This is a genomic window from Streptomyces sp. NPDC057099 (assembly GCF_042671245.1).
GTDB lineage: Bacteria > Actinomycetota > Actinomycetes > Streptomycetales > Streptomycetaceae > Streptomyces > Streptomyces purpurascens.
This window is the reverse complement of sequence record NZ_JBHUTX010000079.1, coordinates 1-21,047: the sequence shown is the minus strand read 5'-3', so window position 1 is coordinate 21,047 and position 21,047 is coordinate 1. Positions and strand designations below refer to the sequence as shown.

The following is a 21,047-nucleotide window of genomic DNA, read 5'->3' as shown; positions in this document are numbered from 1 at the left end:
CCCCGCGATGCGGGGTGCCCGGCGTCGTCGTGAAGAAGAGGTGACGCACAGGGAAGGGTGAGGGAAAACCCTCGATTTGGCGGGGAAGGCGGCCCGGAACGCCCCGCTCCCACTAGCCTGTCGCGGAAGTGCTTCGCCCTGCCCGGATTTGGTGCCGTACAACGGCCCTGCGGCGGAGGCCTTTTGAGAGGGCGACAGCTGCCCGGGGCACCCTGCACGGCAGCCGCGGGAGTCGCAACCCGTTTATCTCATCCGTGCGTCCGGAATACGGACACCTGCCACCGATAGATGTGTAACAAGTCCGTTTCGCAGGGATCTTTCACCAAACCCTTTGTCCGGATTTTGGAAGAAGTAGGCTTGAGCTGTGATCGAACCGAGACCTCGAGAGTGTGGTTCGGTCTGGGCGCATGGCAGATAGTTAGGCGCGTAGAGCTCGGATGAAGGGTCACTCGCCGGCATCGGCGCCGACTCACGAGCGCGGGGGCACTCGACACTTTCCGGCACCGGCGACGGGCGGGCGCCGTGATCTGTCCTGTGCTCCCTTCGCGGTGAACCAATGACTTCATAGGAGGAACCCATGCGCGGTGCCAGGAGCGCCAAGTGGGTCGCGGGGGCGATAGTCGTCGCCCTGGCCGCCACCGCCTGCGGCGGCGACAGTGACGGCGAGGGGAACACCAAGGGTTCCGGGCCGGCCGGATACGTCTCGATCGACGTCGGTGAGCCCCAGAAGCCGCTGATCCCGGCTGACACCAACGAGAGCAACGGCTCGTACGTCATCCAGTCCCTGTTCACGCAGCTGCTGGACTTCGACTCCAAGGGCGAGATCGTCTACACGAACGCGGAGTCGGTCACCACCGACGACTCCAAGACGTGGACGGTCAAGCTCAAGAAGGGCTGGAAGTTCCACAACGGCGAGGAAGTCACCTCCAAGTCGTACATCGACGCTTGGAACTGGTACGCCAACATCAAGAACAACCAGCAGAACTCCTTCTGGTTCCAGGACATCAAGGGCTACGACGATGTCCACCCGGAGAAGGGTGACCCGAAGGCCGAGACCATGTCCGGTCTGAAGGCCGTGGACGACCACACCTTCACCATCGAGTTGAAGAACACCATGCCGTACTTCAACTACAAGCTCGGCTACACCACGTGGGCCCCGCTGCCCAAGGTCTTCTACGACGACCCGAAGGCCTTCGGCCAGAAGCCGGTCGGCAACGGTCCCTACAAGTTCGAGAAGTGGGACCACAAGAAGCTCATCCAGGTCAAGGCCTGGGACGAGTACCAGGGCCCGAACAAGGCGAAGAACAAGGGCGTCCAGTTCAAGGCCTACACGACGCTCGAGGCCGCCTACAAGGACGTCGTCTCCGGCAACCTGGACATGATCCGCCAGGTCGGCCCGACGGACCTGCCGAAGTACAAGCAGGACCTGGGCGACGGCGCCATCGAGCAGCCGTACGCGGCCATCCAGACGCTGACGCCGGCGTTCTACTCCAAGACCTTCAAGGACATCGACCCGAAGGTCCTGCAGGGTCTGTCGATGGCGATCGACCGCGACACGATCACCAAGACGGTTCTGAACAACACCCGTACGCCGGCCAAGGGCTTCACGCCGCCCGGCGTCAAGGGCAACCAGAACCTGGACACCGACGTGTTCACGTACAACCCGACGAAGGCCAAGCAGCTCATCGAGGAGGGCGGTGGCGTTCCGGGCAACAAGTTCACCGTCCAGTACAACACCGACGGTGGGCACAAGGAGTGGGTGACCGCGGTCTGCGAGTCCATCCGCAAGGCCACCGGCGTCGACTGCGTCGGCGACCCCAAGCCGGACTTCGCCACGGACCTCGAGGCCCGTGACAACGACCAGGTGAAGGGCATGTACCGCGGTGGCTGGGTCGCCGACTACCCGGTCAACGCCAACTTCATGAAGGAGCTGTACCACACCACCGCCGAGGCCAACAACGGTCGCTTCTCCAACAAGGAGATCGACAACCTGATGAACAAGGCCGACAACGCCAAGTCCCTCGACGAGTCGGTGAAGGCCTTCCAGGAGGTCGAGAAGAAGCTGGTCGAGCACATGCCGGCCATCCCGCTCTGGTACTACCGCATCAACGGCGGCCACGGTAAGAACGTCGACAACGTCAACGTCGACTTCCACGGTGACCTCGAAGTGTGGGCCGTCACCACCAAGTAAGAGGAGCCTCGCAGGCTCTTCCCACTAGGCCGTAAGCCCGCCGCCGCTCCGGTGGCGGTGGGAGGTGCGTGGGGCCGTCTCGTCACCAAGAGACGGCCCCCGCACCTGCGTTCACCCCTCACGGAGGCACCTATGGGGCGCTATGTCGCACGACGACTGCTCCAGATGATCCCGGTCTTCATCGGGTCAACCCTGCTCATCTTCTGCATGATGTACGCCCTGCCCGGCGATCCCGTCCGGGCGATGATGGGGGATCAGGCGTACGACCCGACGGTGGTCGCGAGCATCAAGAAGGACCTCGGCCTCGATCAGCCGCTCATCCAGCAGTACGCGAACTACATGATCGGGCTGTTCCAGGGCGACTTCGGTACCCAGATCGCCAGTCAGCGGCCCATCGCGGACATCATCCTCGACGCGTTCCCGGTGACGATCAGACTGACGCTCTTCGCCTTCACCTTCGTCACGCTCGTGGGTATCGGCCTCGGTGTCGTCGCCGGCCTGCGCCCCGACACGCTGCGGGACCGCGGACTGCTGACGCTGACACTGGTCCTCGTCTCGATGCCGTCCTTCGTGCTGGGCTTCCTGCTGCAGTACCAGTTCGCGTTCAAGTGGCAGGTCACCACGCCCACCGTCACCGACTCGACGAACTTCTCCCAGCTCGTGCTTCCTGCCACCGTGCTGGCGTCGCTCTCACTGGCCTACGTCGCACGATTGACCCGCACGTCGATCGCGGAGAACCTGCGGTCCGACTACATCCGCACCGCCGTGGCCAAGGGGCTGCCGCGCCGCCGTATCGTCGGTGTCCACCTGATGCGCAACTCGCTGATCCCCGTGGTCACCTTCCTCGGCATCGAGATCGGCAGCCTGATGACCGGCGCCATCGTGACCGAGGGCATCTTCAACGTGCGGGGTGTCGGCCTCGAGATCTATGAGGCGCTCACCCGGCGCGAGGGCGCCACGGTCGTGGGAATCGCCTCGCTGATGGTGCTCATCTACCTCGCCGCCAGCCTGATCGTCGACCTGCTCTACGCGGTCCTGGACCCGAGGATCCGGTATGCCTGACAAAACCGTCGAGAAGAAGGCCGAAGTCCTTCCCGGTGACACCGTGAGCACCGCGGGTGTCGTCGTCACCGACGCCGGCCCGGCTCCCGAGAAGGCGCGCAGCCTGTGGTCGGACGCCTGGCACGACCTGCGGCGCAACCCGCTGTTCCTGGTGTCGGCCGTGCTGATCGTGTTCCTGCTCGTGATGTCGATCTGGCCGGGACTGTTCACCAGTGCCTCGCCGCGCGACGCCGATCTGGCCAAGCACTATCTGGGCAAGCCGAACTGGGGACACGTCTTCGCTCCGGACTGGCTCGGCTACGACGTCCAGGGCCGTTCGATCTACGCGCGTGTCGTCTACGGTGCCCGCGCCTCGATCACCGTCGGTGTGGGTGTCACCGTCGCCGTCACGATTCTCGGCACGGTCATCGGCATGATCGCCGGCTACTTCGGCGGCTGGACCGACACCCTGCTCTCGCGGGTGACCGACATCTTCCTCGGCATCCCGTTCCTGCTCGGCGCCCTGGTGGTGCTCAACTCCTTCGACGACCGCACCGTCTGGGTCGTCATCATGGCCCTCGCCTTCCTCGGCTGGACCCAGATCGCCCGTGTCGCCCGCGGTGCCGTGATCACCATCAAGCAGGCGGACTACGTGGTGGCCGCCAAGGCACTCGGCGCGTCGACGTCCCGGATCCTGTTCCGGCACATCCTGCCCAACGCGCTCGCGCCCATCATCGTCGTGGCGACCATCGCGCTCGGCGGCTACATCGCGGCCGAGGCCACCCTGTCCTTCCTGGGCGTGGGTCTCGGTGACACGGCGGTGTCCTGGGGCGGCGACGTGGCGCGTGGACGCGAGCAGCTCCGTATCGCCCCCCACACCCTGATCATCCCGTCGGTGATGGTCTCGATCACGGTGCTCTCGTTCCTGATGTTCGGCGATGCGGTACGCAACGCCCTCGACCCCAAGCTGCGCTGAGGGAGGCGTACATGACCACCATCGATGAAACGGCCCAGAGTCCCGCGCCCAACGGCGCGGAGGACTCGGGCGGCCCGCTGCTCGAAGTCCGCGACCTGCACGTGGAGTTCCGCACCCGTGACGGGGTCGCCAAGGCCGTCAACGGCGTCAACTACTCCGTCGCCGCGGGCGAGACGCTCGCCGTGCTCGGCGAGTCCGGCTCCGGCAAGTCCGTCACCGCCCAGGCCATCATGGGCATCCTCGACATGCCGCCCGGCCGCATCCCGAAGGGGGAGATCCTCTTCCGCGGCCAGGACATGCTGAAGATGTCCAGCGAAGAGCGCCGGAAGATCCGCGGCCGCAAGATCGCGATGATCTTCCAGGACGCGCTGTCCTCGCTGAACCCGGTGCTCACCGTGGGCTACCAGCTCGGCGAGATGTTCCGCGTGCACCAGGGCATGTCCAAGAAGGACGCCAAGGCCAAGTCGATCGAGCTGATGGACCGGGTGAAGATCCCGGCCGCCGCGGCCCGGGTGAACGACTACCCGCACCAGTTCTCGGGCGGTATGCGCCAGCGCATCATGATCGCGATGGCGCTCGCCCTGGAGCCGGACCTGATCATCGCCGACGAGCCCACCACGGCCCTCGACGTGACGGTCCAGGCCCAGGTCATGGACCTGCTCGCGGAGCTGCAGCGCGAGTACAACATGGGCCTCATCCTGATCACCCACGACCTCGGCGTGGTCGCCGACGTCGCGGACAAGATCGCCGTGATGTACGCCGGGCGCATCGTCGAGCGCGCCCCGGTCCACGAGTTGTACAAGCGCCCCGCGCACCCTTACACCAAGGGTCTGCTGGACTCGATCCCGCGCCTGGACCAGAAGGGCCAGGAGCTGTACGCGATCAAGGGTCTGCCGCCCAACCTGCTGCACGTTCCCACCGGTTGCGCGTTCAACCCGCGCTGCCCCCAGGCCCAGGACGTCTGCCGTACGGACATCCCGGCCCTGCACCCGATCGCCGAGCAGGACGGCACCGAGCTGGCCGGCCGCGGATCGGCCTGCCACTTCTGGAAGGAGACGATCCATGGCTGAGCTCAGCAAGACCGACGAGCCGCAGGACGCCACGCCGAACGTCTCCGAGGTCGAGGTCGTCGACGCCCGCTCCGAGACGGAGGCGGTCGCCGCGATCGAGGCACCGGCCGAGCGGGGCGAGCCGATCCTGCAGGTGCGCAACCTGGTGAAGCACTTCCCGCTCACCCAGGGCATCCTCTTCAAGAAGCACGTCGGGGCGGTCAAGGCGGTCGACGGCATCTCCTTCGACCTCTACCAGGGCGAGACGCTCGGCATCGTGGGCGAGTCCGGCTGTGGCAAGTCCACGGTCGCCAAGCTGCTGATGATGCTGGAGAAGGCGACCGCGGGCGAGATCTTCTACAAGGGCCAGGACATCACCAAGCTGTCCGGGCGTGCGCTGAAGGCGGTGCGCCGGAACATCCAGATGGTGTTCCAGGACCCGTACACCTCGCTCAACCCCCGTATGACGGTGGGCGACATCATCGGCGAGACCTTCGAGATCCACCCCGAGGTGGCTCCCAAGGGCGACCGCCGCCGCAAGGTCCAGGAGCTGCTGGACGTGGTGGGGCTCAACCCCGAGTACATCAACCGCTATCCGCACCAGTTCTCGGGCGGCCAGCGCCAGCGCATCGGCATCGCCCGCGGCCTCGCGCTCAACCCCGAGATCATCATCTGCGACGAGCCGGTCTCCGCGCTGGACGTGTCCGTCCAGGCGCAGGTCATCAACCTGATGGAGAAGCTCCAGGACGAGTTCAACCTCTCCTACCTCTTCATCGCGCACGACCTGTCGATCGTCCGGCACATCTCGGACCGGGTCGGGGTCATGTACCTCGGCAAGATGGCCGAGATCGGAACCGACGAGCAGATCTACGACCACCCGACGCACCCCTACACCCAGGCGCTGCTGTCGGCGGTCCCGGTGCCCGACCCCGAGGCCCGTGAGGGCCGCGAGCGGATCATCCTGACCGGCGACGTGCCGTCCCCGGCCAACCCGCCCTCCGGCTGCCGGTTCCGTACCCGCTGCTGGAAGGCGCAGGACAGGTGCGCCGAGGAAGTGCCCCTGCTCGCGATCCCCGCGCGCTTCGAGGACGCGGACACCCCGGCGGCGCACGAGTCGGCCTGCCACTTCGCCGAGGAGAAGGACGTGGTCCACGCGGCCTGACGGCCCCGTATGACGTCCCTTCCGGTTCCCGGTGCCTTCTGACGAGGGCGCCGGGATCCGGCGTTTTCCGACAGAGGTCAGGAATGCTGCATCACATCGAGCTGTGGGTCCCCGATCTGCCCCGGGCGGCCCGCGCGTGGGGCTGGCTCCTGGGCCGGCTCGGCTACGTCCCGTACCAGGAGTGGGAGCACGGCCGCAGCTGGCGCCTGGGCGTGACGTACCTCGTCGTCGAGCAGTCCCCCGCCCTGCGGGGAGCCGAGCACGACCGCATGCGGCCCGGCCTCAACCACCTGGCGTTCCACGCCGGGACGGCCGCGGAGGTCGACGCGCTGGCCCGCGAGGCGCCCGCACACGGCTGGACGCCCCTCTTCGCCGACCGCTATCCCCACGCCGGGGGACCGGACCACCACGCCGCCTACCTCGCCGACGCGGACGGGTTCGAAGTCGAGCTCGTGGCCTCCCAAGTGTCCACAAACCCCCGCCAACTGCGTTAACACGCAAGCAACTTCGCCGACCCGGTCCCGATATACGGACGCGTCAGGCTGGACAGCGTACGGCCGTGCGGGTGCCGTAGACGGGCCGGGGCGCGCCATGTCGCCCCGGCCCGTCGTCGTGGTCAGGACGGGGCGCCGATGCCCAGGGAGCGCTTCAGGAAGTCGACCTGGAGGAGGAGCAGGTTCTCCGCGACCTGTTCCTGCGGGGTGATGTGCGTGACCCCGGACAGCGGCAGCACCTCGTGCGGGCGGCCGGCGGCCAGGAGGGCCGAGGAGAGGCGCAAGGCGTGGGCGACGACCACGTTGTCGTCGGCGAGGCCGTGCACGACCATCAGGGGGCGGTGCGGCTCGGCAGGGGAGGACAGCCCGTCGGCCGTGACGAGGGAACTCGCCGCGTACGACTCCGGGTGCTCCGCCGGGGTGCCCAGGTAGCGCTCGGTGTAGTGCGTGTCGTAGAGGGTCCAGTCCGTCACCGGCGCCCCCGCGATGCCCGCGTGGAAGACATCGGGGCGGCGCAGCACCGCGAGGCCCGCCAGCCAGCCGCCGAAGGACCAGCCGCGGATCGCCACCCGGGACAGATCCAGGGGATACCGCTCCGCGAGATCCCGCAGCGCCTCCACCTGGTCGTCGAGCGACAGCGTGAAGTCGTGGTGGATCCCCTTCTCCCACGCGGGGGACCGGCCCGGCGTGCCGCGGCCGTCCGCGACGATCACCGCGAAGCCCTGGTCCGCGAACCACTGGGAGGTGAGGTGCGGGTTGTGCGCGGCGACCACCCGCTGCCCGTGCGGCCCGCCATAGGGGTCCATGAGCACCGGCAGGGGGGTGTCACCGGCGTAGTCCCGAGGCATAAGCACGGCGCACGGGATGCGGCGTGCGCCCCCCTCGGTGAGTGTCACGCGGGGGGACATACCGGGGTCTTCGGCGTATGAGGGGACAGCCGCCGTCGGTTTTCCGTCGCGCAGTACCTGCGCCCGCACACCTGGCCGATTCAGTGTCGCCGAGACCAGGACCGTGAGGTCCCCGGCCCGCACCGCCGAGTGCACGCCCGGCTCCTGCGACACCCGCTCCAGGCCCAGCTCGTTCACCCGGTACACATGCACCTGGCCCGTCTCCGCCTCGCCGGCCTCCTCGCCCGCCGACGCCGAGACCAGCACGTCGTCGTCGGAGACGTCCAGCACGGCCCGGACATGCAACTGCGCTCCCGTGAGCGGCCGTTCCCCCACCGCCAGCACCCGCGCACCGCCCTCGTCCGCGATCCGGACCAGCTGCCCGGACGGGCTCCAGCACGGCACCCCGGGGAAAAGATCAAGCCATGTTCGATCTTCGTCGGCGTGCACCATCCGCGTCGCGCCCGACTCCGGATCCACGGCCAGGATCAGCTGGCTGCGCTGGTCGCGCGCCTGTACGAGCAGCAGCGGTGCGCCCGCCGCTGACCAGTGGACATGCGCCAGATACGGATACCGCGCCCGGTCCCAGGCGACCTCCGTGCGCAACCCGTCCAGGCCGATCACGAACAGCCGCACCTCCGCGTTGCCGGTGCCCGCCGCCGGATACGGCACCCGCTGCGGTTCCCGCCGCGGATGCGCCGGATCGGAGATCCACCACCGGTCCACCGGTGTGTCGTCCACCCGCGCCACGAGCAGCCGGTCCGACTCCGGAGCCCACCAGAAGCCGCGTGAACGCCCCATCTCCTCGGCCGCGATGAATTCGGCGAGCCCGAATGAGACATTCTCCGACTCAGGCTCGGCTAGCGCCCGGTCGCCGTCCCCCTCGGCGCCCACCACGCGCAGGGCACCCTGCGCGACGTAGGCGATGTGCCGCCCGTCGGGCGACGGACGCGGGTCGATCACCGGCCCGGGCGTGGGTAGTGCACGGGCCGTCCCGGCCCGCAGCTCGGCCGCGAAAAGCCGCCCTGACAAGGCGAAAGAGGCCAGCTCGACGGCCGAGTCGGTGGCGTACCCGACGATCCCCGCCCCGCCCTCGCGGCTGCGCTCACGCCGGGCCCGCTCCTCGGGCGACAGGTCCTCCGAGGCGCCGCCCAGCAGGGCGCGCGGGTCGGCGGCCACGCGCTCTCCGCCCCCCTCCGTGTCGAGGACCCACAGCGAACTCGCCCGGTCCGTACCGGAGCTGGAGCGCAGGAACACAACCCGTGAACCGTCGGGCGCCACACTGAACGAACGCGGCGCGCCGAGCGTGAAGCGCTGGGTGCGGGCGTGCCGGCGGGGGAAGGAGTCAGGCTCGGTCGTCATGCCCTGACCATATTGGCCATGCGCCCCCTTGTGCGGCCGTGCGCCGATCGATGCGCACGGACGGATAGTTATGATCAATGTCGCATAGTGGGTATGAACCTGCTGGCTGCTGTACGGATTTAATGCCCCCATAGTCCGACCCCCCGCGACCTTGTGGATCTTTGGAGGTGAGCCGCCGTGGCACTCTCGATTTCGGCGGTGGTGCTGCTGGCGATCATCGTCTTCTTGCTCATCAAGAAGTCGGGACTCAAAGCCGGGCATGCGGTGGTGTGCATGCTGCTCGGCTTCTACCTCGCCTCCTCGACCGTCGCTCCCACGATCAACGAGCTGACGACGAACATCGCGGGCATGATCGGCAGCATCAAGTTCTGACCGGCGGGGTCCCGCGTACGGCCTCGTGAGCCGGGGTCGTGGCACCTCGTAGGGTGGGTTCCATGACGGAACTGCCCGACCGGCGTCTGCTGCTGGTGCACGCGCACCCGGACGACGAGTCGATCAACAACGGCGCCACCATGGCCAGGTACGCGGCCGAGGGTGCCCACGTCACCCTGGTCACCTGCACCCTCGGTGAACGCGGCGAGGTCATCCCGCCCGGGCTCGCGCACCTGAGCGGCCCCGCCCTGGGCCGGCACCGCCGGAGCGAGCTCACCGCCGCCATGGCCGAGCTAGGCGTCCGGGACGTGCGCCTGCTCGGCGGCGCCGGACGCTACAGCGACTCCGGGATGATGGGCCTGCCCGACAACGACGACCCGGGCTGCTTCTGGCAGGCCGACGTCGACGAGGCCGCGGCCCACCTCGTCGAGGTGATCCGCGAGGTACGCCCCCAGGTCCTCGTCACCTACGACGACGACGGCGGCTACGGCCATCCCGACCACATCCAGGCCCACCGCGTCGCCATGCGCGCGGCCGAACTCTCCGCCGAGGCCGGCGCCCCGGTGGCGAAGGTCTACTGGAACCGGGTCCCACGCCCCGTTGTGGAGGAGTCCTTCGCCCGGCTCCATGACGACCTGCCCGGCCTCCCCTTCACCAAGGCGGCCGCGGTCGACGACGTACCCGGTGTGGTCCCCGAGGAGCGCATCACCGCGGTGATCGACGGCACCGCCCACGCCGCCGCCAAGGCCGCCGCGATGCGCGCCCACGCCACCCAGATCACCGTGGCCGAGCCGTATTTCGTGCTGTCCAACGAACTCGCCCAGCCGATCCTCACGACCGAGTACTACGAGCTGGTGCGGGGCGAGCGGGGCCCCGGTGAGCGGGAGACGGACCTGTTCGCCGGTGTCGAGGAGGCCTCATGAGCGACCGGAGTCCGATGCTCGCCCAGCCGATGCGGCCGCCGTCCGCCGCACGGGTCACCGCCTGCCTGGGGTTCTTCCTGCTCGGCGCCGTGGTCGGCGTGGCCGGGGCACTGGTGCAGCCCGCGTGGTTCCCGGGCGGGCTGCTGCTCGCCCTCGCCGGGGAGGCCGGAGCCGTCCTGGGCGGGGCGTACGTCACCCGCGGCCGGGTCGGAGGCGTCGCGGCCGCCGCCGGCTGGATGCTCGTCGTCATCCTGCTCACGGCCAGCCGCCCCGAGGGCGACTTCCTCTTCGCCGCGGGGAGCGGCTCCTATCTCTATCTGCTCGGGGGCATCGGTGTGGCTGTGATCTGCGCCACCCTTGCCCCGGGGCGGCAACCGGACGGCGGTCCCGTCCGACTTGCCAAATGACGTACCACTTCGCCAGGACGTGCCCGTGGGGGTCCGGTGTGGGATTCCCGGCGGTCGTGGGATACGGGCCAGAAGTGGCCAGTATGGTGGTGCGCGCCGCCGAGCTGCCCGCGTGAGGTTGTGTCGGGCGGCGGAGCCAACCGGGAGAACCTGCCTTGAGTCGTGAAACTGACACTCCGTCCTCCGGGCCCAACGGGCGCGGTGGATCCGCCTACCCGTCGGGTACGCCGCCGTACGGGACCCCGAAGGTCTCCGACAGCGGTACGGACGCGGGCCGTTCGGCCGCGCGGCCGGAGGAACGCAAGACCGAGACCACGCTGACGACCCGGATCCGGATCAACATCCCCGGGTCACGGCCCATTCCGCCCGTAGTGGTGCGCAAGCCCGTCGGGGACGCGGAGAGCTCGGCCGACACCGGGACCGCCGCGGGCAGCGGCAACGAGGCCTCCGCGCCGGGTGCCGCGACCTCCAGAGGCACCGGCACGGTCGAGCCTCCCGTCGAGCCCGCGCAGTCCGCCGAGGACAAGCCGACCAGCGACTGGTTCGCGCCCCGCAAGTCCGGCACGGGTCCGGGCGGTCCGGGCGGCGGCTCCACCAACGGGGCCGGTCTGCCGGGCGGTTCGAACCCGGCGGCGGGCGGCTCCGGCGCGGGCACCCCTGGTGCGGGCGCTCCCGGTGCCGGTGCGTCCGGCGGGGCCCGGCCCGGTGCCGGGCGGCCCGGCGGTGTGGTCGGTTCCATGGGCGCGCCGGGTGGTTCCCGGTCCGGCGGTACGAACGGTGCCGGGCTCCCCGGCGGCGCGACCGGCGGACCCGTCGCGCCCGGGCACGGCGGCGGCACCGGCTCCTTCGACGTCACCGAGGCACTGGCGGCGGGCCCGCTGGGCAACGGCTCGCGTCCCGCCCCTGGCAGTGGCAGTGGCAGTGGTGGTGGCGAACCGCGCCGCGACGATCTGCCGTACTTCTCGGAGAACGACCGGGTGGGCCAGGGGGGCCCCGGCTCCAAGGGCCCGGCCGGCCCGACCGGAGGTCCGGTCACCGGAGACGGCCCGATGGCGCCGTCGGCCGGTGGGCCCGGCGCACCGGGCAGCGGTCCCGACGCCTTCTCCGGCGGACCGGGTGGACGGGGTGCCCCGGGCCGCCCGGGTGGGCCCGGTGGGCCGGGTCGTTCCGGCGGTCCTGGTGGCCCGGGCTCCTTCAGCGAGCCGGGCAGGCCCGGTGGGCCCGGTGGCCCCGGCGCCTTCGACGAGCCCGGCCGCCCCGGCACGCCCGGCCGCCCCGGCACGCCCGGCGGCCCCGGTGCCCCCAGCGCCTTCAACGACCCCGGCCGACCGGGAGGCCCCGGCGCCCCTGCCGGTCCCGGAGCCATAGGCGGGCCCGGTGGCCCCGGCCGCCCGGGCGCACCCGGCGGCCCCGCCGGCAAGAGCGGCCCCGGAGGCCCTGGCGGTCCCGGCGGCCCGGGTACGGCCAACCTCGGCGGCTCTGCGGGTGTCGGCGCCCCCGGCGGCGGCATGAGCGACGACACCGCCATCCTCACCCCGCAGAAGCCGGCCCCCGAACCGGACGGCCCGGGCTACGGCCCCCGCCACGACAACGTCTCCGGGCACACCGTCACCAGCGGCATCCCGGTCGTACCGTCCGGCGCGGCCTCTCCGTTCGGCCCGGGCGCGCCCGGCGAGGGCCCGGTGCCGCACGGGGCCCCGAAGCTGCCCGAGCCGGTCTCCCCGCCCCCGGCGAGCTCCTCGAAGGCGCCGAAGAAGAAGGGCCGCAACAAGCTCGTGCTGCTCGCGGTCGGCGTGGTCGTCGTCGCCGGTGGCCTCTACGGCGCCGGTCTGCTGATGAACCGCACCGACGTCCCGAAGGGCACCACCGTCCTCGGCGTCGACATCGGCGGCACCACCCGCGACGGCGCGGTCAAGAAGCTCGACGAGGCCTTCGACGCCCCGGCGGGCAAGCCGCTGAAGCTGTCGGTGGGCGGCAAGGCCGTGTCCCTGGACCCGGACAACGCGGGCCTCCAGTTCGACATGGACGCCACGGCCGACGCGGCGGCGAAGAGCGACTACAACCCGGTCTCCGTGATCGGCTCGCTCTTCGGCAACCACCGCGTGGTCACTCCCGTCATGCCGATCGACGAGGAGAAGCTGCACGCGTCCCTGGAGACCGCAGCGGGCGGCTCCGGCTCGTCCTCCGACGGCACCATCAAGTTCCAGGGCGGCAAGGCCGTGGCCGTGTACGGCAAGGTGGGCCAGGGCGTCGACCTCGCCAAGTCGACGGCCGCGGTCGAGGAGGCGTACCGCTCCCAGGTGGAGACCGGCACCGCCGGCACGGTGGACCTCCCGACCACGACCCGGCAGCCGACCGTCTCGAATGCCGAGGTCGACCGGGTGCTGAAGGACTTCGCGCAGCCGGCGATGTCGGCCAAGGCCATCGTGCAGACCGACGCGGCGCACAGCATCCCGTTCGGCGCGCTGTCGCTGCCGAAGATCCTCAGCTTCAAGGCCGTGGACGGCAAGCTCGTGGACACCTACAACCTCAAGGCGCTCCAGGAGGCGTACGGCACGACCTTCGAGGGCGTGCAGATCGAGGGCGCGAGCGGCAAGCGCGACGTTCTGCCGCAGGACGTCGTCTCCGCGCTGCGCAAGGCCCTGCGCGGCAAGACACCGGCGGAGCGTGTCGGAGTCATCGAGACCAAGCCGAACTGACCTCGGACGGTCCGCACAGACCGCACGGACGGACAGCCCCTGCCCCCGACCGGGCAGGGGCTGTTCCGCGTCGTCACCCGCACGGCATGACATCCGTCATCCGGCACTCCGGACGCCCGACACTGCCCCCGCCCACACCCCCGAAGCCACCATGGCCGTATGACAACGACAGCCTCGGTGGTCGCGTTCGACCAGGTGAGCAAGGCATACGACACCGTCAGGGCCGTGGACGGGCTGACTCTCGACCTGCGCCCGGGGGAGACCGTGGCGCTGCTCGGTCCCAACGGTGCCGGCAAGTCCACCACCCTCGATCTGCTCCTCGGTCTCAAGAAGCCAGACAGCGGCACGGTCCGGCTCTTCGGCCAGGGCCCCCGGGAGGCCATCGTCGCCGGGCGGGTGGGCGCCATGCTGCAGAGCGGCGGGCTGATGGACGAGGTCACGGTCGCCGAACTGGTGCGGCTCGCCTGCGATCTGCACCCGAAGCCGTACCGGCCCTCCGAGGTGCTGTCCCGCGCGGGCATCGCGCAGATCGCCGACCGCAAGGTCAACAAGCTCTCCGGCGGCCAGGCCCAGCGCGTCCGCTTCGCCCTCGCCACCGCGGGCGACAGCGACCTCATCGTCCTGGACGAGCCCACCACCGGCATGGACGTCACCACCCGCCAGGCCTTCTGGGCCACCATGCGCGAACAGGCCGACCAGGGACGGACCGTCCTCTTCGCCACCCACTACCTCGAAGAGGCCGACGCCGTCGCCGACCGGGTCCTGGTGCTGCACCGCGGCCGGCTCCTCGCCGACGGCACGGCCGCCGAGATCAAGGCCAAGGCGGGCGCCCGCCGCGTCTCCTTCGACCTCGCGGACGACGTCGACGAGGCGGCCCTGCGCGGCCTGCCGTTCCTGACCTCCCTGGCGCTCTCCGGCCGGACCGTCCGCATCCAGTCCACCGACGCCGACGCGACCGTCCACGCCCTGTACGGCCTCGGCGTCTACCCCCGCAACCTCGAAGTCGCCGGGCTCGGCCTGGAGCAGGCCTTCGTCGCGATCACCGCCGCCGAGGAGGCGAAGTCGAATTGAACCCTCCCCCAGTCAAAGCAGGGGGATTCCTGGCTCAGGAAGCCCTGCAGGTCAACGACCAGCAAGGTCTTGCACCGGACGCCGGACGGCTTAGCCGATCGTGTGGGCGGTCTTTCGCCTTGAAGGCGAAAACCCCGTTCTTGCCCTGCTCCGCAGGGGTTCGATTCCTCCCCGGCCTGAAAGGCCGGGGCTTCCTCGAAGGAGACTCGGTGAACAGCCTGATCAAGCTGGAACTCACCCGCGCCCTGCGCAACCGCAAGTTCCTCTTCTTCTCCGTGATCTACCCGTCGATCCTGTTCCTGATCATCGCGGGCAACTCCGACAGCACCACGAAACTGCCCGGCACCGGCCTGACCCTGCCGACCTACATGATGGTCTCCATGGCCTCCTTCGGCGCTCTCACGGCCGTCCTGATGGGCAACAGCGAGCGCATCGCCAAGGAGCGAGAGGGCGGCTGGGTGCGGCAACTGCGGCTGACCACCCTGCCGGGCCGCGGCTACGTCCTCGCCAAGACCGCGAGCGCCGCCGTCGTCAGCCTGCCGTCCATCGTCATCGTCTTCGCCGTCGCGGCGGCCGTGAAGCACGTACGCCTGGACGCCTGGCAGTGGCTCGCCCTCACCGGCGCGATCTGGGCCGGCAGCCTCGTCTTCGCCGCGCTCGGCGTCGCCCTCGGCTACCTCGCCAGCGGCGACGCGGTCCGCCCGATCACGATGATCACCTACTTCGGCCTGTCGATGCTCGGCGGCCTGTGGATGCCGACGACGACCTTCCCGACCTGGCTCCAGGACATCTCGAAGTGGCTTCCCACGCACGCGTACGCTGCCCTGGGGCAGGCCATCGAGCAGAGCCGCGCCCCGCACGTCCAGGACCTCGCCGTCCTCGTGGTGTCGTTCGTCCTGTTCGCGGGCGGCGCGGCCTGGCTGTACCGGAAGGACACCCTGAAGGCGTGAGCGGCGTCGGGTTCGGTATCGGGCAGCGCCCGGTGAACCGCAGGCAGCGGGCGGTGAAGTCGCTGTGGACCGGCATCTGGCTGGTCTACCTGAGCGCACCCGTCACCGACCTGCTGCACGGCGGCCACAGCACGGGCGTGCGGATCCTCGGCTGGCTCGGCCTCGCCGCGTTCGTCACCTGGTACATGCTGCTGGTCTTCCGCACCGGCCGCGGCGAGCGCAACGGCCTGGTGCTCGGCTCGCTCGGGGTCCTGGCGGCCCAGTCCACGCTCCTCGCCCTCACCCTGGGCCGCGAGTGGCTGGTGCTGTTCGTGTACGTCTCGATCGCGTCCGGGGCCGCCCTGCCCCTGCGCCTGGCCCGCTGGACGATCCCGGCCGCCTGCGCCCTGCTGACCGCCGTGGCGCTCGCGACGCACGACGGCCTGGCCTATCTGTCCGGGCTCCTCATCCCGGCCCTGCTCGGCGGCTTCGCCATGACCGGCGTACGCGAACTCGTCCGTACGGCCGTCGCCCTGCGCGAGGCCCGCGCCACCGTCGCCCAGCTCGCCGCCAACGAGGAACGCCTGCGCCTGGCCAGGGACCTGCACGACCTGCTCGGCCACTCCCTCTCCCTGATCACCCTCAAGAGTGAGCTGGCCGGCCGGATGCTCCCGGCCCAGCCCGACAAGGCGGCCCAGCAGGTCGCCGACATCGAGCAGGTCAGCCGCCAGGCTCTCGTGGACGTACGCGAGGCCGTCACCGGCTACCGGCGCCCCCGCCTCGGCGCCGAACTCGCCGGTGCCCGGGTCGCCCTGACCGCGGCCGGCGTCACCGCCGACCTGCCCGCCGAGCCGCCCGGCCTCGCCGGTGTCCCCGAGGAGAGCGAGTCCGCCCTCGCCTGGGCCCTGCGCGAGGCCGTCACCAACGTCGTACGGCACAGCGGCGCCGGCCGCTGCACGGTCGAGCTGCTGCCCCGCCAGACCCTCGACGGCCCGGTGCTCGAACTGACCGTCGAGGACAACGGCTCCGGCGGCCCGGGCGGCGGCCACGGCAACGGCCTCACGGGCCTCACCGAACGCCTGGCCAAGGCGGGCGGCACCCTGGAGGCGGGCCCGCTCAAGCACGGCTTCCGCCTGGTCGCCCGCGTGCCGACGGCCGATCCGGCGGACGTAGGATCCCCGGCATGAGCCGCACGATCAAGGTCCTCCTCGCCGAGGACCAGTCGATGGTCCGCGAGGCCCTGGCCGCCCTGCTCGGCCTGGAGGAGGACATCGAGGTCGTCGCCCAGGTGGCCCGCGGCGACGAGGTCCTGGAAGCGGCCCGCGCACACGCCGTCGACGTGGCCCTCCTGGACATCGAGATGCCCGGCGCGACGGGCATAGAGGCAGCGGCCCGCCTCCACGAGGAACTCCCGGCGGTGAAGCTGGTCATCCTCACCACCTTCGGCCGCCCCGGCCACCTCCGCAGCGCCATGGAGTCCGGCGCCGACGCCTTCCTGGTCAAGGACGCCCCCGCCGCCCAGCTCGCCGAGGCGATCCGCAAGGTCCTCACCGGCGAACGCGTCATCGACCCCACCCTCGCGGCAGCGGCCCTGGCGGACGGAGCCAACCCCCTCACGGACCGGGAACGAGAGGTCCTCAGAGCAGCCGCGGACGGCTCCACCAACGCCGAACTGGCAGCCGCCCTGCACCTCTCCCAGGGCACGGTCCGCAACTACCTCAGCACCGCCATCCAGAAGCTCGCGGTGAGAAACCGAGCGGAGGCGGTCCGGGTGGCACGGGAAAAGGGCTGGCTCTAGTTCTCGGTCAGTTGAGCATCGCCCGCGCCGCGAAAGCCTCCCCCCGAACCCGCTCGGCAGCCCCCTCGTCCACCGCCGCGACGACATCCGCATAGGCCTCCAGCTCCAAGGCCCCCGGCACGTAATCCCCCCGCTGCACCAGCAACTGCGCCCGCTCGTACCGCAGCCGAGCCGGATGCGAGGGCAACAGCAGCGACAACTCGACCGCCCACAGCGAGACGTCCGACCGCTCCGGCCGGGCCGACGCCCACGCCCGCACGTTGTTCAGGATCCGCAGCACCACGTCCAGCGGATCCGCAGGCCGCAGCATCGCCGGATCGAGCCCCGTCCCCGTCGCCCCGGCGACCAGCACCTCCGCGTCCGCCCCCGTCAGCACCCGCCCCCCGTCGAACGGGTCCGCGAGCACCTGCCCCTCGTCGGGCCCGAACCCGACCACGAAATGCCCCGGCAGAGCCACCCCGTACACCGGCGCCCCGGCCCGCCGGGCCACCTCCATCCACACCACGGACAGCAGAATCGGCAGCCCCCTGCGCCGCACCAGCACCTCGTGCAGCAGGGAGGACTCCAGCCGCTGGTAGTCGGCCGGGCTGCCGCCGAAGCCCATCCGCTCACCGAGCAGCTCCCGCAGGGCGACCGCCCAGGCCCGCGGCCCGCCGGGACGGTGCGGCAGCAGCCCGGCGAGCCGGTCCAGCTCGACCTGCGCGGCGTCCAGGCCCGCCTCGTCCAGCTCCCGGTCCGCCTCCGCGCCCACCAGCAGGCACAGCGTCGACAGATCGGGCCGCTCGGAGCGGGCCTCTTCGGCGAAGCGCCGCCGCAGCTCGGCGGAGCGCTCAGGGGACGGGGGACAGGGGGGACGCATAGTTGGCTCGTGCCCTCTCGCGACGATCGGTTACCGGCCGGTGCCGCCGGATTCCGGCGCCCGGTAGTGGTGGTAGGCATGGTGCGCGGCGAAGCCCATCCCGGCGTACAGCTCCCGCGCTCCCGTGTTCTCGGCCTCGACCTGGAGCCACGCGGCCGACGCGCCCTCGTCGAGGGCCCGCCGGGCCAGCGCCGCCATCACGGCGGTGCCCAGCCCCTGCCGCCGCAGCGCCGGATCGACCTCGACGGCGGCGAACCCGGCCCACCGCCCGTCGACGACACACCGCCCGATGGCGGCCGGAGCGGCACCCTCCGTGGCACCGGGCACGGTCGCGAACCACACCGAGGGCCCTCCCCCACTCTCGGCTTCGCTCGAGCGGGGGGACCCCCATCCGAGCACCCGCAGCGCCGCCTCGCTCACGCCCTTGCGCTGGTACCGGGCCAGCCACGCCTCGTCCGCCTCCCGGGACAGCACGACCCCGGACGGCTCCTCCCGGTCGGCGACCGGTGCCAGCGGCCCGACCCACAGCTCGGCGGTCACCTCCCGCACCCAGCCCCGCGCCTCCAGCTCGGCACAGAGCAGCTCCTGCGTGCCCTCGGCGCCGGTCGCGGTCTGGACGTAGGCGGGCAGCCCGCGGTCGCCGTACCAGCGCCGGACGGTGCCGAGCGCCTCGTCGAGCGGCACCCCCGGCTCGCCGAGCGGCAGCACCGAGTTGGCCCGCCGTGTGAACCCGGACGCGGCCCGCAGCTCCCAGTCCCCGAGCCGCTCGCTCTCCACGGGCCGCCAGGCCCGCGCGGCGACCCGGGCCAGTTCCTCGTACGAGGCGGCCGGACCACGGCGACGCGCCGGAGCGGCGGGCACGACCTTGCCCGCGACCAGCGAGGATTCCGCGATGCGGACGCTCTCGCCGCTCTTGCGTGTGATCAGCAGCACACCGTTGTCCCATGATGTGAGAACGCCGACCGTGTCGGTGAACTTCTCACCCGGAGCCGCGTGTTCGATCAAGCTCCGTACGGAGACCCGTTTGCCCACGTCAGCGGCGGTGATGGCCACCTTGAGACGCCCGGCGGCTGAGATTTCCACAGGTCCGTACACCCCTCCTGTTCGGATCATGCCCAAGAACGGAGATACTAGGGGCGGGCATCGACGACGCCGCGCTCCCGCGCGCCAGGCGGCGGAGCCTGAGGAGGCCCGCCAGCGCCCTATCGAGGAGGAACGACAGCGTGACCTACGTCATCGCGCAGCCTTGTGTCGACGTCAAGGACAAGGCGTGCATCGAGGAGTGCCCGGTCGACTGCATCTACGAGGGCTCCCGGTCCTTGTACATCCACCCGGACGAATGCGTCGACTGTGGTGCCTGTGAGCCGGTCTGCCCGGTCGAGGCGATCTTCTACGAGGACGACACCCCGGAGGAGTGGAAGGACTACTACAAGGCGAACGTCGAGTTCTTCGACGAGCTCGGCTCGCCCGGCGGCGCCAGCAAGCTGGGGCTGATCGAGCGCGACCACCCCTTCATCGCCGCGCTGCCGCCGCAGGCCTAGCCACCGCAAGCGGCCCGCACACCGCGCCGCCTCGGTCCCGTACGGCCTGATCACGGATCACGCGTCCTGATCGCCGCACGGGACCGAGGCGTTTGCCTACGACGGCTCGTACGTACCAGAAAGTGAGCCAGAACCGTGTCCGCAGTCTCCGACCGTCTCCCCGCTTTTCCCTGGGACAAGCTGACGCCGTTCAAGGCCACGGCCGCCGCCCACCCGGACGGCATCGTGGACCTGTCCGTCGGCACCCCGGTCGACCCGGTCCCCGAGCTGATCCAGAAAGCGCTGGTCGACGCGGCGGACTCGCCGGGCTATCCGACGGTCTGGGGCACGCCTGAGCTGCGTGACGCGATCACCGGCTGGGTCGAGCGCCGCCTCGGCGCCCGCGACGTCACCCACCGCCACGTCCTGCCGATCGTCGGCTCCAAGGAACTCGTCGCCTGGCTCCCGACCCAGCTGGGCCTCGGCCCCGGCGACCGGGTGGCCTACCCGCGGCTGGCCTACCCGACGTACGAGGTGGGCGCCCGCCTGGCCCGTGCCGAGTACGAGGTCTACGACGACCCGACGGAGCTGGACCCCGAGGGTCTGAAGCTCCTCTGGCTGAACTCCCCGTCGAACCCCACGGGCAAGGTCCTTTCGAAGGCGGACCTCACCCGGATCGTGGCGTGGGCCCGTGAGCACGGCATCCTGCTCTTCTCCGACGAGTGCTACCTGGAGCTGGGCTGGGAGGCCGACCCGGTCTCGGTGCTGCACCCCGACGTCAACGGCGGCTCGTACGACGGCATCGTGTCCGTCCACTCCCTCTCCAAGCGCTCGAACCTCGCGGGCTACCGCGCGGCCTTCCTGGCCGGCGACCCGGCCGTCCTGAGCCCTCTCCTGGAGATCCGCAAGCACGGCGGCATGATGACGTCCGCGCCGACGCAGGCGGCGGTCGTGGCGGCCCTGAGCGACGACGACCACGTCCGCGTCCAGCGCGAGCGCTACGCGTCCCGCCGGGCCCTCCTGCGCGAGGCTCTGCTGTCCCACGGCTTCCGCATCGAGCACAGCGAGGCCAGCCTCTACCTGTGGGCCACCCGGGGCGAGTCCTGCTGGGACACGGTCGCCCACCTCGCGCAACGAGGCATCCTCGTGGCCCCGGGCGATTTCTACGGCTCGGCCGGCGCGGAGTTCGTCCGCGTGGCGCTGACGGCGACGGACGAGCGGATCGCGGCGGCGGTGCGGCGTCTGTAGCCCCCGCGGGCCGTCAGCGAAGCGGAACACGGCGAAGGGGTCCAGGGAATTCCCTGGAC

Annotated in this window: 19 protein-coding genes; 16 read left to right on the top strand and 3 right to left on the bottom strand. The window is 70.8% G+C overall.

Going from position 1 to position 21,047, the window contains the following annotated elements:
- Positions 1 to 577: 577 nt before the first annotated feature.
- From ACFT4A_RS41160 to ACFT4A_RS41135, 6 genes are all read left to right on the top strand, one after another.
- Positions 578 to 2,191: an ABC transporter substrate-binding protein gene (locus tag ACFT4A_RS41160; protein WP_382841420.1), complete on the top strand. Its 1,614-nt coding sequence runs from the start codon at positions 578 to 580 to the stop codon at positions 2,189 to 2,191.
- 132 nt (positions 2,192 to 2,323) lie between these two features.
- Positions 2,324 to 3,253 (top strand): ABC transporter permease, encoded by a 930-nt coding sequence (locus tag ACFT4A_RS41155; RefSeq protein WP_382841418.1) that lies wholly within the window; start codon positions 2,324 to 2,326, stop codon positions 3,251 to 3,253.
- Positions 3,246 to 4,208 (top strand): ABC transporter permease, encoded by a 963-nt coding sequence (locus ACFT4A_RS41150; protein ID WP_382841416.1) that lies wholly within the window; start codon positions 3,246 to 3,248, stop codon positions 4,206 to 4,208. Before ACFT4A_RS41155 ends, ACFT4A_RS41150 begins: the two co-directional genes overlap by 8 nt.
- A gap of 11 nt (positions 4,209 to 4,219) precedes the next feature.
- Positions 4,220 to 5,278: an ABC transporter ATP-binding protein gene (locus tag ACFT4A_RS41145; protein ID WP_382841414.1), complete on the top strand. Its 1,059-nt coding sequence runs from the start codon at positions 4,220 to 4,222 to the stop codon at positions 5,276 to 5,278.
- Positions 5,271 to 6,419 carry an ABC transporter ATP-binding protein gene (locus ACFT4A_RS41140; RefSeq protein WP_382841412.1) on the top strand — a complete coding sequence of 383 codons (1,149 nt, stop codon included), beginning with the start codon at positions 5,271 to 5,273 and terminating at the stop codon, positions 6,417 to 6,419. The genes ACFT4A_RS41145 and ACFT4A_RS41140 overlap by 8 nt, the downstream gene beginning before the upstream one ends.
- A gap of 83 nt (positions 6,420 to 6,502) precedes the next feature.
- The gene (locus ACFT4A_RS41135) at positions 6,503 to 6,913 is read left to right on the top strand and encodes a VOC family protein (protein ID WP_382841410.1); all 411 of its coding nucleotides are present in this window, start codon (positions 6,503 to 6,505) and stop codon (positions 6,911 to 6,913) included.
- A 122-nt stretch (positions 6,914 to 7,035) separates the two neighbouring features.
- On the opposite strand, the gene ACFT4A_RS41130 is transcribed toward ACFT4A_RS41135, so the two are convergent.
- On the bottom strand, positions 7,036 to 9,162 hold the full coding sequence (locus tag ACFT4A_RS41130) for a prolyl oligopeptidase family serine peptidase (RefSeq protein WP_382841407.1): 2,127 nt from the start codon (positions 9,160 to 9,162) through the stop codon (positions 7,036 to 7,038).
- Positions 9,163 to 9,339: 177 nt separating this feature from the next.
- On the opposite strand from ACFT4A_RS41130, the gene ACFT4A_RS41125 reads away from it, so the two are divergent.
- From ACFT4A_RS41125 to ACFT4A_RS41090, 8 genes are all read left to right on the top strand, one after another.
- Positions 9,340 to 9,534, top strand: coding sequence for a hypothetical protein (locus tag ACFT4A_RS41125; RefSeq protein WP_010047829.1), 195 nt, complete (start codon positions 9,340 to 9,342; stop codon positions 9,532 to 9,534).
- A gap of 62 nt (positions 9,535 to 9,596) precedes the next feature.
- Complete coding sequence (gene mshB / locus ACFT4A_RS41120; RefSeq protein ID WP_382841404.1) at positions 9,597 to 10,457, top strand: N-acetyl-1-D-myo-inositol-2-amino-2-deoxy-alpha-D-glucopyranoside deacetylase; 861 nt, start codon at positions 9,597 to 9,599, stop codon at positions 10,455 to 10,457.
- Positions 10,454 to 10,864 carry a DUF6113 family protein gene (locus ACFT4A_RS41115; protein WP_382841401.1) on the top strand — a complete coding sequence of 137 codons (411 nt, stop codon included), beginning with the start codon at positions 10,454 to 10,456 and terminating at the stop codon, positions 10,862 to 10,864. Before mshB ends, ACFT4A_RS41115 begins: the two co-directional genes overlap by 4 nt.
- A 155-nt stretch (positions 10,865 to 11,019) precedes the next feature.
- Positions 11,020 to 13,563 carry a hypothetical protein gene (locus ACFT4A_RS41110; protein ID WP_382841398.1) on the top strand — a complete coding sequence of 848 codons (2,544 nt, stop codon included), beginning with the start codon at positions 11,020 to 11,022 and terminating at the stop codon, positions 13,561 to 13,563.
- Between the two features lie 159 nt (positions 13,564 to 13,722).
- On the top strand, positions 13,723 to 14,634 hold the full coding sequence (locus ACFT4A_RS41105) for an ABC transporter ATP-binding protein (protein WP_382841395.1): 912 nt from the start codon (positions 13,723 to 13,725) through the stop codon (positions 14,632 to 14,634).
- A gap of 209 nt (positions 14,635 to 14,843) precedes the next feature.
- On the top strand, positions 14,844 to 15,584 hold the full coding sequence (locus tag ACFT4A_RS41100; protein WP_382841392.1) for an ABC transporter permease: 741 nt from the start codon (positions 14,844 to 14,846) through the stop codon (positions 15,582 to 15,584).
- A complete protein-coding gene (locus ACFT4A_RS41095; protein ID WP_382841390.1) occupies positions 15,581 to 16,750 on the top strand; it encodes a sensor histidine kinase in 1,170 nt (389 codons plus the stop codon). Before ACFT4A_RS41100 ends, ACFT4A_RS41095 begins: the two co-directional genes overlap by 4 nt.
- On the top strand, positions 16,747 to 17,361 hold the full coding sequence (locus tag ACFT4A_RS41090) for a response regulator (protein ID WP_382841387.1): 615 nt from the start codon (positions 16,747 to 16,749) through the stop codon (positions 17,359 to 17,361). Before ACFT4A_RS41095 ends, ACFT4A_RS41090 begins: the two co-directional genes overlap by 4 nt.
- A gap of 7 nt (positions 17,362 to 17,368) precedes the next feature.
- Here ACFT4A_RS41090 and ACFT4A_RS41085 read toward each other — a convergent pair whose 3' ends face one another.
- Positions 17,369 to 18,220: a tetratricopeptide repeat protein gene (locus tag ACFT4A_RS41085; RefSeq protein WP_382841384.1), complete on the bottom strand. Its 852-nt coding sequence runs from the start codon at positions 18,218 to 18,220 to the stop codon at positions 17,369 to 17,371.
- A 30-nt stretch (positions 18,221 to 18,250) separates the two neighbouring features.
- The gene (locus tag ACFT4A_RS41080; protein WP_382841382.1) at positions 18,251 to 19,303 is read right to left on the bottom strand and encodes a GNAT family N-acetyltransferase; all 1,053 of its coding nucleotides are present in this window, start codon (positions 19,301 to 19,303) and stop codon (positions 18,251 to 18,253) included.
- Positions 19,304 to 19,443: 140 nt separating this feature from the next.
- On the opposite strand from ACFT4A_RS41080, the gene fdxA reads away from it, so the two are divergent.
- Together fdxA and ACFT4A_RS41070 are read left to right on the top strand one after the other, a co-directional pair.
- On the top strand, positions 19,444 to 19,761 hold the full coding sequence (gene fdxA, locus ACFT4A_RS41075; protein WP_010047804.1) for a ferredoxin: 318 nt from the start codon (positions 19,444 to 19,446) through the stop codon (positions 19,759 to 19,761).
- Between the two features lie 135 nt (positions 19,762 to 19,896).
- Positions 19,897 to 20,988 (top strand): bifunctional succinyldiaminopimelate transaminase/glutamate-prephenate aminotransferase, encoded by a 1,092-nt coding sequence (locus tag ACFT4A_RS41070; protein ID WP_382841379.1) that lies wholly within the window; start codon positions 19,897 to 19,899, stop codon positions 20,986 to 20,988.
- Positions 20,989 to 21,047 lie beyond the last annotated feature (59 nt).

Coding starts and splice junctions, on each gene's coding strand:
- mshB (WP_382841404.1), top strand. CDS start 9,597: ATGACGGAACTGCCCGACCGGCGTCTGCTGCTGGTGCACGCGCACCCG.
- ACFT4A_RS41155 (WP_382841418.1), top strand. CDS start 2,324: ATGGGGCGCTATGTCGCACGACGACTGCTCCAGATGATCCCGGTCTTC.
- ACFT4A_RS41145 (WP_382841414.1), top strand. CDS start 4,220: ATGACCACCATCGATGAAACGGCCCAGAGTCCCGCGCCCAACGGCGCG.
- ACFT4A_RS41130 (WP_382841407.1), bottom strand. CDS start 9,162: ATGACGACCGAGCCTGACTCCTTCCCCCGCCGGCACGCCCGCACCCAG.
- ACFT4A_RS41160 (WP_382841420.1), top strand. CDS start 578: ATGCGCGGTGCCAGGAGCGCCAAGTGGGTCGCGGGGGCGATAGTCGTC.
- ACFT4A_RS41105 (WP_382841395.1), top strand. CDS start 13,723: ATGACAACGACAGCCTCGGTGGTCGCGTTCGACCAGGTGAGCAAGGCA.
- ACFT4A_RS41140 (WP_382841412.1), top strand. CDS start 5,271: ATGGCTGAGCTCAGCAAGACCGACGAGCCGCAGGACGCCACGCCGAAC.
- ACFT4A_RS41085 (WP_382841384.1), bottom strand. CDS start 18,220: ATGCGTCCCCCCTGTCCCCCGTCCCCTGAGCGCTCCGCCGAGCTGCGG.
- ACFT4A_RS41090 (WP_382841387.1), top strand. CDS start 16,747: ATGAGCCGCACGATCAAGGTCCTCCTCGCCGAGGACCAGTCGATGGTC.
- ACFT4A_RS41150 (WP_382841416.1), top strand. CDS start 3,246: ATGCCTGACAAAACCGTCGAGAAGAAGGCCGAAGTCCTTCCCGGTGAC.
- ACFT4A_RS41115 (WP_382841401.1), top strand. CDS start 10,454: ATGAGCGACCGGAGTCCGATGCTCGCCCAGCCGATGCGGCCGCCGTCC.
- ACFT4A_RS41135 (WP_382841410.1), top strand. CDS start 6,503: ATGCTGCATCACATCGAGCTGTGGGTCCCCGATCTGCCCCGGGCGGCC.